General features: G+C 32.6%; 12 protein-coding genes. 8 read left to right on the forward strand and 4 right to left on the reverse strand.

What is annotated here, in order from left to right:
* Nucleotides 1-21: 21 nt before the first annotated feature.
* Nucleotides 22-1,359 carry an OmpA family protein gene (locus tag ABI549_RS10995; RefSeq protein ID WP_348076515.1) on the forward strand — a complete coding sequence of 446 codons (1,338 nt, stop codon included), beginning with the start codon at nucleotides 22-24 and terminating at the stop codon, nucleotides 1,357-1,359.
* Between the two features lie 65 nt (nucleotides 1,360-1,424).
* Nucleotides 1,425-4,193, forward strand: a complete 2,769-nt coding sequence (locus ABI549_RS11000; RefSeq protein ID WP_348076504.1) for a PD-(D/E)XK nuclease family protein — start codon at nucleotides 1,425-1,427, stop codon at nucleotides 4,191-4,193.
* On the opposite strand, the gene ABI549_RS11005 is transcribed toward ABI549_RS11000, so the two are convergent.
* The gene (locus ABI549_RS11005; protein ID WP_348076505.1) at nucleotides 4,190-4,972 is read right to left on the reverse strand and encodes an alpha/beta hydrolase; all 783 of its coding nucleotides are present in this window, start codon (nucleotides 4,970-4,972) and stop codon (nucleotides 4,190-4,192) included. The genes ABI549_RS11000 and ABI549_RS11005 overlap by 4 nt on opposite strands.
* Before the next feature lie 76 nt (nucleotides 4,973-5,048).
* On the opposite strand from ABI549_RS11005, the gene ABI549_RS11010 reads away from it, so the two are divergent.
* Nucleotides 5,049-6,308, forward strand: coding sequence for an AbiH family protein (locus ABI549_RS11010; RefSeq protein WP_348076506.1), 1,260 nt, complete (start codon nucleotides 5,049-5,051; stop codon nucleotides 6,306-6,308).
* 48 nt (nucleotides 6,309-6,356) lie between these two features.
* On the opposite strand, the gene ABI549_RS11015 is transcribed toward ABI549_RS11010, so the two are convergent.
* The 3 genes from ABI549_RS11015 to ABI549_RS11025 form a co-directional block, all read right to left on the reverse strand.
* The gene (locus tag ABI549_RS11015; protein ID WP_348076507.1) at nucleotides 6,357-7,142 is read right to left on the reverse strand and encodes a TIGR00266 family protein; all 786 of its coding nucleotides are present in this window, start codon (nucleotides 7,140-7,142) and stop codon (nucleotides 6,357-6,359) included.
* 89 nt (nucleotides 7,143-7,231) lie between these two features.
* A complete protein-coding gene (locus ABI549_RS11020; RefSeq protein WP_348076508.1) occupies nucleotides 7,232-8,131 on the reverse strand; it encodes an alpha/beta fold hydrolase in 900 nt (299 codons plus the stop codon).
* Nucleotides 8,132-8,134: 3 nt separating this feature from the next.
* Nucleotides 8,135-9,427 carry an aminopeptidase P family protein gene (locus ABI549_RS11025; protein WP_348076509.1) on the reverse strand — a complete coding sequence of 431 codons (1,293 nt, stop codon included), beginning with the start codon at nucleotides 9,425-9,427 and terminating at the stop codon, nucleotides 8,135-8,137.
* Between the two features lie 60 nt (nucleotides 9,428-9,487).
* On the opposite strand from ABI549_RS11025, the gene ABI549_RS11030 reads away from it, so the two are divergent.
* The 5 genes from ABI549_RS11030 to ABI549_RS11050 form a co-directional block, all read left to right on the forward strand.
* Complete coding sequence (locus ABI549_RS11030; RefSeq protein WP_348076510.1) at nucleotides 9,488-10,342, forward strand: ChaN family lipoprotein; 855 nt, start codon at nucleotides 9,488-9,490, stop codon at nucleotides 10,340-10,342.
* A gap of 36 nt (nucleotides 10,343-10,378) precedes the next feature.
* Nucleotides 10,379-11,263 carry a hypothetical protein gene (locus tag ABI549_RS11035; protein ID WP_348076511.1) on the forward strand — a complete coding sequence of 295 codons (885 nt, stop codon included), beginning with the start codon at nucleotides 10,379-10,381 and terminating at the stop codon, nucleotides 11,261-11,263.
* Between the two features lie 170 nt (nucleotides 11,264-11,433).
* The gene (locus ABI549_RS11040) at nucleotides 11,434-12,099 is read left to right on the forward strand and encodes a succinate dehydrogenase cytochrome b subunit (protein ID WP_348076512.1); all 666 of its coding nucleotides are present in this window, start codon (nucleotides 11,434-11,436) and stop codon (nucleotides 12,097-12,099) included.
* Nucleotides 12,100-12,108: 9 nt separating this feature from the next.
* Nucleotides 12,109-14,118, forward strand: coding sequence for a fumarate reductase/succinate dehydrogenase flavoprotein subunit (locus tag ABI549_RS11045; protein ID WP_348076513.1), 2,010 nt, complete (start codon nucleotides 12,109-12,111; stop codon nucleotides 14,116-14,118).
* A gap of 6 nt (nucleotides 14,119-14,124) precedes the next feature.
* On the forward strand, nucleotides 14,125-14,717 hold a 593-nt coding region (locus ABI549_RS11050; protein WP_348076514.1), incomplete at its 3' end, for a succinate dehydrogenase/fumarate reductase iron-sulfur subunit.

The raw sequence follows: 14,717 nt of genomic DNA on the forward strand, positions 1-14,717 counted from the left end.
TGTAATCAAATAAAATTAAGTATGAAACATCTTAACAAACTTTTTGTTTCCATGTTGATGATTGCTGGATTAAGTGCTTCTGCACAAGACAGCGACAATCCATGGGCAATATCTTTCGGAGCCAATGCAATAGACACAAGAACTAGCGCTGGTGTGAGAGATTTTAATTTCAAAGATCACTTTTCAGAATTCTTTAATGTAAAAGACAATTGGAATATCATTCCTTCTGTTTCTTACTTAACTCTTTCTAGAAATGTTGGTGGTAATTTTTCTGTTGGAGTTACAGGTTCTGTAAACAAAATCACAAAATATGTAAATTGGGAGGGTCCAACTCCAAATGCAGTGAGAGTTGACAACCCAAACGCGATGTATTATTCGGGAGATTTAGCTATCAAATATAGCTTAATGAGTTTAATTGGTTCAAAAGTAATTGATCCTTCTGTAAATGTTGGTGGAGGTTATACTTGGATGGGTAGAACATCTGCAGGTACTGCAAATATAGGAGCTGGTTTAACTTTTTGGTTTACTGAACAAGTTGGTTTATCATTAGCTTCTACATACAAAAAATCATTTACTGATAGAATATATAATTCTTCAACAGATTTCCAGGTTCCTTCACTTTTTGAAAACACAGCAGGTTTGGTTTTTAAATTTGGCGGAAAAGATACAGATGGAGATGGAATCTATGATAAAGATGATGCTTGTCCAGAAGTTGCTGGTTTAAAAGAATTTCAAGGTTGTCCTGATACAGACGGAGACGGAATTGCTGATAAAGATGATGCTTGTCCAGAAGTTGCTGGTTTAGCTGCATTAAACGGTTGTCCTGATACTGATGGAGATGGTGTTACAGATTTGAAAGACAAATGTCCTACAGTTGCAGGTCCAAGAGATAACGCTGGTTGTCCATGGCCAGATACTGACGGAGATTCAGTTCTTGACAAAGATGATAAATGTCCAGATGTAAAAGGTACAGTAGCTAACAATGGTTGTCCTGAAGTTTCTGAAGAAGCTATCAAAAAACTAAACGATTATGCTAAAACTATCTTATTTGATACTAACAGAGCTACTTTCCAACAAAGAACTTTTGTAGTATTACAAGCAATGACTGCTATATTAAAAGAATACCCTTCGTCTAACTTCTCTATAGAAGGACATACAGATGCTGATGGTAAAGATACAGCTAACCAAACATTGTCTGAAAACAGAGCAGCAGCGGTTAAAGATTATTTAATCTCTCAAGGAATTGATTCTGCTAGATTAACTTCAACTGGTTTCGGAGAATCTATGCCAATAGCTTCAAACAAAACTAAAGCTGGTAAAGCTTTAAACAGAAGAGTAGAAGTAAAAGTGGTTAAATAATCACTTCTAAAATAAATTCTTAAAACGCCCCGATTTATCGGGGCGTTTTTTTATATTTATATTCTATGGCAAACAATACTTTTTTAGATAACTTAGTTGATAAATTACTTTTAGATAAACCAGAAAATATTTCTGAAATAACCATTATTCTACCCAACAAAAGAGCTAAAATATTCCTTCTCGAAGCGTTTAAAAAAAAGCTACCCAATTTTACTTTTGCACCAGAAATCATAAGTATAGAAGATTTTATTCAAGAAATTGCAAATATTCGATCAGTCGATTCGATAGAATTACTTTTTGAGTTTTATACGGTTTATTTATTGGTAACTGTAAAGGAAAAACAACAAACATTCGAACAGTTTTCTAATTGGGCAAAAACATTATTACAGGATTTTAATGAGATTGATCGTTACCTTCTTGATCCAAAACACGTATTTTCTTATCTCCAAGACATCGAAGTCATCAAACGTTGGGGAATTGAAGTAGAAGACAAAACTAGATTAATAGATAATTATCTAGAATTTTGGAAATTACTTCCTTTGTATTATGAATCCTTTTATACACATCTAAAATATAAAGAAATTGGCTATCAGGGCTTAATTTATAGAGAAGCCGTAAATAATCTCGAGGGATTTTCTTCTAATTTTAAAAACAAAAAAATTCTTTTTGCAGGTTTCAATGCCTTAAATCAAGCGGAAGAAAAAATTGTACAACAACTTATAGCTAAAGATATTGCATCTATCTATTGGGACATTGATGCGGTTTTTTTAAACGATGTTGCTCACGATGCGGGATTGTTTGTGAGACGTTTCAAAAGCACTTGGACGCATTATAAAAATAATCCTTTCGAATGGATTGCTACTAATTTTTCAGATGAGAAAAATATTCAAATTATTGGAACTGCAAAAGCCATTGGTCAAGCTAAAATTGTGTCTGGAATAATTGATAATCTAATTTTAGAAAATCCAAATACATCATTAGATAAAGTTGCTTTGGTACTTGGTGATGAAAATATGCTTATTCCAATGTTGCATTCTCTTCCTGCAAGTGTTGGTAGTTTGAATATTACAATGGGTTATTCTAGTAAAAATAATCCAATACAACTTCTGGTTGCTAAACTATTTAAGATGCACAATAACGCATTAAATAGAAGTGAGTCTAGTTATGTTTTTTATTACAAAGATGTACTCGATGTACTTTCTAACCCTATTATAGAGTCATATGTAAACGCTTCGAAGGTTATTGGAACCATCAAAAAGAATAATTATACCTTTATAACGCATCAAAAAGTTATTTCGTTTCAAGAAATTCCCAATCGCCTTTTTGAATTGCTTTTTCAGAAATGGAATCAAAATCCGATTGAAATATTAGAACTTATTTCTGAAATATTATTAATAGTTAAATCAAATTTGGATTCTAATTTAGAAGAAGATAAAGTAGTAAAAACGTTTTTGTACTCGATATACAAAGTCATTAATAAACTAATTACCTATTGCTCTAAAAATGAATATATAGAAAACATAGATACTTTGCATGCCATATACAAACAAGTAATTGATCTTGCCGAGGTATCTTTTGAAGGAGAACCATTGTCTGGATTACAAATTATGGGTGTTTTAGAAAGTCGTGTTTTAGATTTTGAAACGGTAATTATAACCTCGTTAAATGAAGGGAAATTTCCAGCGGGAAAAACTGTCAATTCGTTTATTCCTTATGATGTAAAACGAGAATTAGGATTGCCAACCTATAAAGAAAAAGATGCGATTTATACTTACCATTTTTATCATTTGTTACAACGTGCCAAAAATGTTTATTTACTTTATAATACTGAAAGTGATGGTTTAGATGGTGGCGAAAAAAGCCGCTTTATTACACAATTGGAAGTCGAAAAACAACCAAATCACAATTTGACTCATGAGATTATTCAGCCCATTGTACCAAATATTGCTTCGAAACCAATTGTAGTTCCAAAATCGGAATCGGTTATGATGCGATTGAAAGAAATTGCAACGAGAAAAGGATTTTCGCCTTCGGCATTAACAACTTATATTAGAAATCCTATTCAATTTTATTTTCAAAGGATTTTATCTATCCGGGAATCGGAAGAAGTCGAAGAAAATATTGCGCTAAACACTTTGGGAACAATTATTCACGAAACGTTAGAAGCATTGTATAAACCACTCATTAATAAATTTTTGACTACAGACGATTTAGATAAAATGTTGGTTCTTGCAAATGACGAAGTTCTGAAACAATTTAAAGAAATTTATAAAGAAGGAGAAGTAAAAAAAGGAAGGAATCTTTTGGCTTTTGAAGTAGCAAAACGAAATGTTTTTAATTTTTTGATTGAAGAAAAAAAGCAAATTGCAAATGGTGATGCTCTAAAAATTTTAGCATTAGAAACGCCGTTAGAAAGAATTTTAGAAGACGGACGTTTGCCTTTTCCTGTAAAGATTGCCGGAAATGTAGATCGAATTGAAATTAGAAACAACAAAATTCGAATTATCGATTACAAAACGGGTAAAGTAGATAAAAATAGCGTGCAGCTCAAAGATTGGAACGGACTCACTTTAGATATAAAAAACGATAAAATAATTCAGTTGCTTTGTTATGCGTTTATGTATGAAGAACAAGTAAATAACTTAGAAATTGAGGCTGGAATCATTTCTTTCAAAAACATGAAAGGCGGGTTTTTATCCTTTGGATTCAAACAAGACAAAGAAGTTTTTACAACCATAACCCCTGAAATTCTAGAGCATTTTAAATCGGAAATTATTGTTTTAATTAATGAAATTTTGAGTGTAGAAACTCCTTTCGAAGAAAAAATGAATTAACAACTTTTAAAAAAAGTCAACAATACTTTTTCTAATTCATCACGATTCTCGATATGACTCATGTGACCATCAGGAAAAGAAATTAATGGCACATTTGTTTCTTCAACTTGTTTGATGTTGTCATTGTAATTAAGAACGCCATCTTTTTTGCCAAGAATAAGTAGTTTAGGATAAGAAGTAAGATGTAATAAGTGTTCTTTGTTTTTTCTGAGTTTCATGCCCTCCTGCGCTGCAATATAACCTTGTAAAGGCGTTTTTAAAGCTTCTTTTTTTACTTGCTCAATTTCTGAAATAAAACTTTCCCGATTGTCTATGCTGAATAAATTTGCGATAGAGATTTGTACTAAAGAAGTATATTCTTTGTGCGCCATTTTTATAGCACGATTTCTGTTTATTTTTCGCTCATGGTCATCAGCATAAGTAGTTGAGTTTAACAAAACCAATGCTTTTGTGTTTTCTGGATACAATTCGGCGAAAGCCAAAGCTACATAACCCCCCATTGAATGTCCTACAAAAATAGATTTTCTAATTTTTAAATGTTGCAAAATAGCATAAACCATATCGGCTTGGTCTTCCATTGTATGTACATAACCCAAACATTCGGATTTACCATGACCTAATAAATCGATTGTAACCACACGATATTTCTCAGCAAAAGCTGAAATATAAGAATCCCACATCGTGGCGTTTTCTAAAAAACCATGAAGTAAAACGATAACGGTTCCTTTTCCAGCATCGGAATAGGAGATTTTTGTGTTTTTGTAGAGAAGTTGGCTCAAGTTTGTTGTTGATAGATTACAGTTGCAAAAATAGATTTTTATAAGTTAAAACCTTATTTTTGAGAAAAGCATTTTTATGAACAGATTAGTAATTATTGGAAACGGGTTTGATTTGGCTCATGGATTACCGACAAAATATAGTGATTTTATTGATGATTATTGGAAACTTTTAACAAATTCAGATCATAACGATGAGTTTGTCTCGTTTGAAAATATTGGAAGTAATTATAATTTTGATAAAATTGAGAGTTTAGTAGGGTTAGCAAATTTTATTAAGCAACTTGATGATAAAATTATATTTTCCAATGCCGAAATTTACCGGGAATTTGGAAATAATTACTTGACTGGAAAATATCCAAGAGAGCACATTCTTGTTTATAAAAATCAATTTTTTAGATTAATTAATCAAAAATCAATTCAAAATTGGGTTGATATAGAAAATGAATATTATCGACTTTTGAAAAGCATTGTTAATTTAAAACCAACCAACGCATTAGTAGATTTAGCTGAATTTGAAATTTTAAAAAAAGAACAGATAGAAAAGCTTAATCTCGAATTTGATCAAGTAAAAAATCGACTTGAAAAGTACTTGAATGAAAAGGTAGTGGCTGGATATAAATTAGATTTCACTAAAGATCAAAATATTAATTGGATTAAGATTTATGATGTTCTAAAACCAATTTCATTATTTAGTAATCAAAATAATATTTTTAGAGAATTTTTAAAAGCTGAAGATGTTAAGGAAATAGAAGAACATTTTAATAAAGAACGAAAAGAAGAATTAGTCAACAATCTATATTTTTTAAATTTTAATTATACTCCAATAGCAAGTATTTATAGCGATTTATTAAATAAAGATGATAGAATAGAAAGTAAAATAAATTCTATTCACGGGAGCTTAGAAAATGTTTTAGAGAATAAATTAAATTTCGGTTTTGGAGATGAAATGGATGAAGATTATAAAGTTATTGAAAACTTAAATGATAATGAATATTTGAAGAATTTCAAGTCATTTCAATATTTACAAAATTCAAATTATAGTGATTTGTTAAGATTCATTGACAGTGAAAAATTTCAGATTTATGTTATGGGACATTCCTGTGGTTTATCAGATAGAACATTGTTAAATACCGTTTTTGAACATAATAATTGTCGTTCAATTAAGGTGTTTTATCATGAGAAAAAAGATGTCAATGATATAACTGTAGGAGATAATTATACAGAAATTGTTCAAAATATATCTAGACATTTTAATAAAAAGGAATTGATGAGAGAAAAGATTGTAAATAAAACTCTTTGTCAACCTTTACCGCAAATTCAATTGCCTAAAAAATAAAAATGGCTTCCATTTCTGAAAGCCAATTATTATTTTATTGAATGTAAATTAATCTAAAAGCCTTCCTAATCCGCCTAAAACACTTCCTTCTTCGTTGCTACTTCCTCCAGTTCTTGGTGCTGAGGCAATAATTTTGTCTGCCAATCGGCTAAATGGTAATGATTGCACATATACAGTTCCTGGACCGCGAAGTGTAGCATAAAAAAGTCCTTCGCCACCAAATAAGGAATTTTTTATTCCTCCAATAAATTCGATGTCGTAATCTACATCTTTTGTGAAACCAACAATACAGCCTGTGTCAACCTTAAGAATATCGCCAACACCTAATTCTTTTTTTGCTAATGTTCCGCCAGAATGTACAAATGCCATTCCGTCTCCTTCTATTTTTTGCATAATAAATCCTTCTCCTCCAAAAAGACCTCGACCTAGTTTTTTAGAAAATTCTATTCCTATAGACACACCTTTTGCAGCACAAAGAAAAGAATCTTTCTGGCAAATAAATTTACCACCAAATTGGGTTAAATCGATAGGGATTATTTTCCCAGGATAAGGAGAAGCAAAAGACACTTTGCTTTTTGTATTGTTTTGATTAATAAAAGCCGTCATAAACAAACTTTCTCCAGTTAGAACTCTTTTTCCAGCACTTAAAAGTTTTCCAAAAAGTCCTGATTGTTGTCCAGAACCGTCGCCAAAAATAGTTTCCATTTGTATGTTGTTGTCCATCATCATAAAACTACCTGCTTCGGCAACTACAATTTCTTGCGGGTCAAGTTCTATTTCAACATACTGCATTTCTTCGCCAAATATCTGATAATCTATTTCATGTGCTTGCATTTTCTTTTTCTTTTAGTTTATAGATAAGTCGAGGTGTATTTCAAAATGTTACAGGTTGATGGAATTGAAAATCATAAGAAACAATTTTTTTATAATTTTAGAAAAGTAGCTATGGCAGAAAAATACTTTTCTTCGGCGTCAAGCCAACCATAATGTTTGCAGTTGTCTAGCAAAATAACTTCAGAGTTTGTAAAGGCTTTATGGGCAGTTTGAGCAATCTCTTCATTAATTACATCTTGCTTTCCTTGTATGATGAGAACAGGTTGTTTAAAAGACTTTAATTTGTCTTTACAATCAAATTTTATTTTCCTGAAATCATTCCAAACCAATGTATTTATATCCATATTTCCTTGTGTAAGTCTTTCGGCAATAATAGGAATAAATTTTCGATCATATACGTAAGCTGGAGCTAATGCTCGACCTCTTCCTAATCTGGTTGTGTGACTTGTATCTCCTTTATCAATTTTGTCATTCCAATATTGTAAAGAATCTTGTTCTATTTTAGTTAAATGTGAAGTGATTAAATCTGGATCATTTAATAAACTCAAATCAATTCCGCCAGAAGACGATAATATTAATTTATCAATACTATTTGGATAAACCGTTGCATAGTAGGAAGCCAACATGCCACCAAAAGAATGTCCTAAAATAATCCATTTTTTAATTTTGAGATGTTTCCTTAACGATTCAATATCATCGGCCATTAATTTGATTGTAATGGTTTTTGAATTTAAAGTTTTTAACGGCGATTTTCCAGTCCCTCTTTGGTCATATATAATAGTTTGGTTATTTGTGGCAAGTTTTTTTGCCATTGTCTCAAAACCATTGCTGTTCATTCCTGGCCCACCATTGATGATGAGCATTGGAGTTCCAGAGCCAAAGGTTTTGTAATAGGTTTTAGATAAATCTTTATTTATGGCATAACCTTCGGTTTGTGCAAATGAACAATTTAAGGCTATTATACAAATGAATAAAAATATTTTTTTCATAATTTAGACATTCATTAAACTTTCAATCTCATCTACTTCAATAGGAATATTTCTCATTAGGTTAAAAGGCTCTCCTTTTTCTTGAATTACGACATCGTCTTCCAATCTAATTCCGAAACCTTCAGCTGGAATATAAATTCCTGGTTCTACTGTGAATACCATATTGGCTTTCATTGGCTCATGTAGTAATCCGTAATCGTGCGTGTCTAATCCCATGTGATGTGAAGTTCCGTGCATGAAATATTTTTTGTATGCTGGCCATTCTGGGTTTTCGTTTTGCACATCAGCTTTGTCTAGCAATCCTAAACCAAGTAATTCAGAAGTCATAATTTTTCCTACTTCAACTTGATAGGGTTTCCATAAAGTTCCTGGTGTAAGCATTTTTGTAGCTTCATTTTTTACATTTAGAACTGCATTATAAACCGCTTTTTGTCTGTCGGTAAATTTTCCGGAAACAGGAATCATCCTAGTCATATCGCTAGAATAATTAGCATATTCTGCCCCTATATCAAGTAAAATTAAATCGGCTGCTTTGCATTGCAAGTTATTTTCTATATAATGCAAAACATTGGCACTATTTCCTGAAGCAATAATTGGTGTGTAAGCAAAACCTTTAGAACGATTTCTTAAAAATTCGTGCATTAACTCTGCTTCAATCTCATATTCCATAACATTTGGCTTCACGAATGAAAGCAAACGGCGAAAACCTTTTTCGGTAATATCACAGGCAGTTTGTATCAAATCTAATTCTTCACTTTCTTTAACAGAACGAATGCGTTGCAAAATAGGATTCGATTTTTCTACTTTATGTGCTGGATAATTTTCTTTCCACCATTTTATAAAACGAGCTTCACGAGTTTCAGTTTCAATGGTTGCGCGATAATGTTCATTGGTATTAATGTACATTGTGTCGGCATAAGCCATAATTTCTTTCAATGTTTTATGAAAATCCTGTAGCCAAATCACACTTTTTATACCCGAAACTTCAAAAGCACGGTCTTTAGTTAGTTTTTCGCCTTCCCAAATGGCAATATGTTCGTTGGTTTCTTTTAGGAATAAAATTTGCTTGAGATGCTCGTAAGGTGCATCAGGAAAAAGTAATAAAATACTTTCTTCTTGGTCAACTCCAGACAGATAAAAAATATCACGGTGTTGTGCGAATGGCAATGTGCTATCGGCAGAAACTGGATATATATCGTTCGAATTGAAAATCGCTACACTATTAGGTTTCATCTGAGCTGTAAATTTTGCCCTGTTTTTGATGAAAAGATCTCGGTCTATTTGATGGTATTTCATAATGAAATGATTATTATTGTAAGTCCCAAAGTTATAACATTGCATTTGAAAAGTACAATTATGAAACGAATTATTTTTTTATCTATTTTAATATTATTCATTCAAAAAGGAATTGCCCAAGAAAAATTGCCTTTTCTTATTTTTGATGGAAACGGACGAGAAACAAGCTACAAAGACATGTTGAAAGCTTCCGAAAAAGCAGAAGTGGTCTTGTTTGGAGAAGAACACGATAATGCAATAGCACATTGGCTTGAGTTGGAACTCATAAAAGATTTGTCCAAAAAAAAGCAACTTGTTTTGGGTGCCGAAATGTTTGAAGCCGATAATCAGAAACAATTAAATCAGTATTTGAAAGGAGAAATTAATCAAAAAAAATTAGATTCAACCGCTAGATTATGGCCTAATTATAAAACTGATTACAAACCATTAGTCGATTTTGCTACAACAAATAAAATTCCATTTATAGCTACAAATATTCCACGTCGTTTTGCTAGTTTGGTATACAAAAATGGATTCTCTGCACTTGATAATCTTTCTGCCGAAGAAAAGTTATGTGTTGCGCCGATGCCAATTTCTTATGATGCTAAATTGCCTGGATATGTAAAAATGTTAGGAATGGCAGAAGGTCATGGCGGAGAAAACTTACCTAAATCGCAAGCTTCAAAAGATGCAACAATGGCTTATTTTATTCTAAAAAATAAAAAACCAGAAACAACGTTTGTACATTATAATGGAACTTACCATAGTGATAATTTTGAAGGGATTAATTGGTATTTATTGCAAAAAGAACCCAAACTAAAAATTGTAACTATTGCCACAGTTACACAAAAAGATATTATCCGTTTTGAAAAAGAAAACCTTCACAGAGCAGATTTTATTCTTGTAATAGATGAAGATGTCACTAAAACGCATTAAAAATTTGTTTAATATTGAATACTAAAACCTTTGGTTATGAAAATTAAAAACCTATTATTATTCCCTATCCTTGCTTTAACACTTTTCGCTTGTACAGATAAAGATGATGAAGCTGATATTCCTAGAGCGCCAGAACCTGAATTAATTGTTAAATTCAAATTTGACCCAGCGCAAGTTAGATTAGATAATTTAGGACAACCATCGACTGTTGCTACTGGAAACGCGGCACAATCACCAATTTTTAACACCATTAGCTCTCATTATTTAGAGTTTGCTCCCAATGCAAATACAGCATTAGGTGCGGGAACAATTTTATATAATGGAGAGTCAACTCTAGCTGGTGGCTCGTCTGCTTTTGATTTTAGTAAAGCCATAATTGTTGCGGAAGGCGAAGCGTTTTTAAGAATCCCGTTGAGCCAAATTCAAGTAGGAAGTTACGAATGGGTTAGATGCTCGCTTTCATATCAAAATTATAATATTAATGTTTGGAGTTCTGGAGCCAATTATATTGGGACTTTAGCAAGTTTTGTTGGGAAAAGCACATACATTACAACCCACAATATAGGAAATTATTCATTTGTGGTAAACGGAAATCGTGACCAAGGTTATTGGGCTTTTGGTTTACAAGGATTTCCTTATTCAACTTCAGGACAAGCGCCAGCGGGAGCTACCACAGTTCCGAATCCAATTAATTCAACATCGCCAATTTCTGCGGGATCTTGTGTGGTAACAGGAAAATTTGCTAATAACTTAGTAATTACAGGAACAGAAAAAAGTAATATTGAAGTTACACTCTCGCTTTCTATTAACAATAGTTTCGAGTGGAACGAAGTAAATGCGGATGGAAAATACGAACCGTCTGCTGGCGAGAATGTTGTAGATATGGGATTGCGAGGATTAATTCCTAGTTATGTTAGGTGAAATTTTAACAATAAATTTATATAATTAAATGGGGTTAACGGGTTGGTATTCAACAAAAGTTAAACCCATTTTAAATTCATTATAAATAAGCCACTAACATTTGTTGATGAAGTGAAATTGCCTTATTTTTGTTTAAATTTTTTTAAAACCAAATAATTAATAAAAATACTATGGCAAAATCAACAATGTTGAAGTCATCGATAGCAAAAAAAGTCGCTATGGCTCTTTCGGGAATTTTCCTGATAACGTTTCTCTCACTCCACTTTTTTATCAATATGATATCGGTTTTTAGTGCAGAAACTTTCAACACGATGTCTCATTTTATGGGATACAATCCAGTAATTCAATTTGTTATGCAACCCGTTTTGATCGCTGGAGTTGTTTTTCATTTTGTAATGGGAATCGTTTTAGAATTGAAAAATAAAAGCGCAAGACCTATTTCTTATGTAAAATACAATGGTGCTGCAAACGCATCTTGGGCTTCAAGAAATATGATTGTTTCAGGATTAGTAGTTTTGGCATTCATAGGATTACATTTTTATGATTTTTGGGTTCAAGAAATAACCTATAAATATATTGATGGCAATGTGATAGATGCAACAAGATATTACCCAGAATTAGTTGCTAAATTTGTAAGTCCAGTTCGTACAGGTTTGTACTGTTTAGCATTCGTATTGTTAGCATTACACTTGTGGCACGGTTTCAATTCTTCTTTTCAATCTGTAGGATTCAATAATAAATTTTCAAAATCATTACATAAATTAGGATATGCTTTTGCAATAATTGTTCCTTTTGGATTTATTTTTATTGCATTATTTCATCATTTTAATAATTAATAGCTAATTATGAAGTTAGATTCAAAAATACCAGAAGGTCCAATTTCAGAGAAATGGACTAATCATAAAGATCATCTTAAACTTGTTGCTCCAAACAATAGACCAAAAATTGATATTATTGTTGTAGGAACAGGACTTGCAGGTTCGTCTGCTGCCGCATCATTAGCTGAAATGGGATATAATGTGAAAGCATTTTGTTTTCAAGATTCTCCACGTCGTGCGCACTCAATCGCAGCTCAAGGAGGAATTAATGCGGCTAAAAATTATCAAAATGACGGAGATAGTACTTACCGATTATTTTATGATACCATCAAAGGTGGAGATTATAGAGCTCGTGAAGCAAACGTACACCGTTTAGCCGAAGTATCAGGAAATATTATTGACCAATGTGTGGCTCAAGGAGTTCCTTTTGCACGTGATTACGGAGGGAATTTAGATAACCGTTCGTTTGGTGGTACACAAGTACAACGTACTTTTTATGCTGCAGGACAAACCGGACAGCAATTATTATTAGGAGCTTATTCTTCATTATCAAGACAAATAGGTCAAGGTAATGTTCAAATGTTTAACCGTCACGAGATGCTAGATTTAGTAAAGATAGATGGGAAAGCACGTGGAATCATCGCCCGTAATTTAGTTACAGGAGAAATAGAAAGACATTCAGCTCATGCTGTTATTATTGCAACTGGAGGATACGGAAATGTATATTTCTTATCTACAAATGCAATGGGAAGTAATGTTACTGCTGGTTGGAAAGTACACAAACAAGGAGCTGCATTTGCAAACCCTTGTTATGTTCAAATTCACCCAACTTGTATCCCTGTACATGGAACAAATCAAGCGAAATTGACTTTAATGTCAGAATCGTTAAGAAATTCTGGACGTATTTGGGTTCCAAAGAAAAAAGAAGATGCACAAGCCATTCGTGAAGGAAAATTAAAACCAACACAACTTGCTGAAGAAGATAGAGATTACTATTTAGAAAGAAAATACCCAGCTTTTGGAAATTTAGTGCCTCGCGATGTAGCGTCAAGAGCTGCAAAAGAAGTGTGTGACGAAGGTCACGGAATTGAAGCTAACGATACCAATGAAGGTGTTTATTTAGATTTCTCTTCAGAAATTATTTCAAAAGGAAAACAAACTGCTTACGCAAAAGGAAACCATCATCCAACAGATGAAGAAGTTACCAAGTTAGGAAAACAATGGTTGGAAGAAAAATATGGTAATTTGTTTACCATGTATCAAAAAATTACTGATGAAAATCCATATGAAACTCCGATGAAAATTTATCCAGCGGTGCACTATACCATGGGTGGCGTTTGGGTAGATTATAACTTACAATCTACAATTCCAGGTTGTTTCGTTGCTGGAGAAGCTAATTTCTCTGATCATGGAGCAAACAGGCTTGGAGCTTCTGCATTAATGCAAGGTTTAGCCGATGGTTATTTCGTATTGCCTTACACAGTTTCTAATTATTTAGCAGACGAAATTAGAACTGGAAAAATCTCAACAGATTCTCCAGAATTTTTAGAAGCAGAAAATAGAGTAAAAGAGTCTATAGATAAATTCTTAAAAAATAATGGTTCTAAAACAGTAGATCATTTTCACAAACGTTTGGGATTAATCATGTGGAATAAAGTAGGAATGGGAAGAAATGAAGCTGGCTTAAAAGAAGCTATTTCTGAAATTGCTGCATTAAAAGAAGAGTTTTACAAAGATGTTTATGTGCCAGGTAGTGCAGACGAATTAAATCAGGAATTAGAAAAAGCACTTCGTGTTGCCGATTTTATAGATTTAGGACAACTAATGGCAATGGATGCTTTACAAAGAAAAGAATCTTGTGGGGGACATTTTCGTGAAGAATATCAAGATTCAGAAGGGGAAACACTTCGTGATGATGAAAACTTCTCTTTCGTAGGTGCTTGGGAATATATGGGTTACGATATCAGCAAAGAAATTCTTAACAAAGAAGAATTGAAATACGAGTTTATTAAAATTGCAGCTAGAAATTACAAATAAAAAATTATGAGTGTAGCAAAAAATATCAATATAAACCTTAAAATTTGGCGTCAAAAAAATGCTAAAGCAAAAGGTAGCATGGAAACTTATAAGTTAGATAATGTTTCTACTGCGAGTTCATTTTTAGAAATGCTCGATCAATTAAACGAGCAATTAATTGACGATAAAAAAGAGCCAGTAGCATTCGATCACGACTGTCGTGAAGGAATTTGTGGTATGTGTTCACTTTACATTAATGGTAGAGCGCATGGACCAGATACTGGAACAACGACCTGTCAGTTACACATGAGAAAATTTAACGACGGAGATACGATTTTTATCGAACCATGGCGTTCTAAGGCATTTCCGGTTGTAAAAGATTTAGTAGTTGATAGAAGTTCTTTCGACAGAATTCAACAAGCAGGTGGATTCGTATCTGTAAATACTTCAGGAAATACGATTGATGCTAATGCAACCCCTATAAACAAAGGAGATGCTGATAAATCATTTGAAGCTGCTGCTTGTATAGGTTGTGGTGCTTGTGTAGCTTCTTGTAAAAATGGCTCTGCCATGTTATTTGTAGGTGCAAAAGTATCTCAATACGCTTTATTACCACAAGG

The sequence above is a fragment of the Flavobacterium sp. genome (assembly GCF_039932285.1).
Classification (GTDB): Bacteria; Bacteroidota; Bacteroidia; order Flavobacteriales; family Flavobacteriaceae; genus Flavobacterium.